This is a genomic window from Rhizobium sp. 268, from assembly GCF_036571585.1.
GTDB lineage: Bacteria > Pseudomonadota > Alphaproteobacteria > Rhizobiales > Rhizobiaceae > Rhizobium > Rhizobium redzepovicii.
Genome location: NZ_JAPPSO010000075.1, coordinates 1 through 739 on the forward strand (window position 1 = coordinate 1; position 739 = coordinate 739).

The 739-nt window shown below is 61.3% G+C and carries 1 protein-coding gene; it reads left to right on the forward strand.

Annotation, left to right across the window (positions count from 1 at the left end; genetic code table 11):
• Positions 1-738: EF-Tu/IF-2/RF-3 family GTPase (locus OS035_RS33505; protein ID WP_331815691.1), on the forward strand; the 738-nt coding region annotated here is incomplete at its 5' end.
• Position 739: the final 1 nt, after the last annotated feature.

The window sequence follows — 739 nt, forward strand, 5'->3', positions numbered from 1 at the left end:
CTCGAAGTTCGCGAACTTCTGTCGTCCTACGACTTCCCGGGCGACGATATCCCGGTCGTCAAGGGTTCGGCGCTTGCTGCTCTTGAAGATTCTGACAAGAAGATCGGCGAAGACGCGATCCGCGAGCTGATGGCTGCGGTCGACGCCTACATCCCGACGCCTGAGCGTCCGATCGACCAGCCGTTCCTGATGCCGATCGAAGACGTGTTCTCGATCTCCGGCCGCGGCACGGTTGTGACCGGCCGCGTCGAGCGTGGCATTGTCAAGGTTGGCGAAGAAGTCGAGATTGTCGGTATCCGCGCAACTTCGAAGACGACGGTGACCGGCGTTGAAATGTTCCGCAAGCTGCTCGATCAGGGCCAGGCTGGCGACAACATCGGCGCCCTGGTTCGCGGTGTGAACCGTGACGGCGTCGAGCGTGGCCAGATCCTGTGCAAGCCGGGCTCTGTCAAGCCGCATAAGAAGTTCATGGCGGAAGCCTACATCCTGACGAAGGAAGAGGGTGGCCGTCATACGCCGTTCTTCACCAACTACCGTCCGCAGTTCTACTTCCGCACGACCGACGTGACCGGCATCGTGACGCTGCCGGAAGGTACCGAGATGGTCATGCCGGGCGACAACGTCACGGTTGCCGTCGAGCTGATCGTTCCGATCGCGATGGAAGAAAAGCTGCGCTTCGCGATCCGTGAAGGCGGCCGCACCGTCGGCGCCGGTATCGTCGCTTCGATCGTCGAGTAAT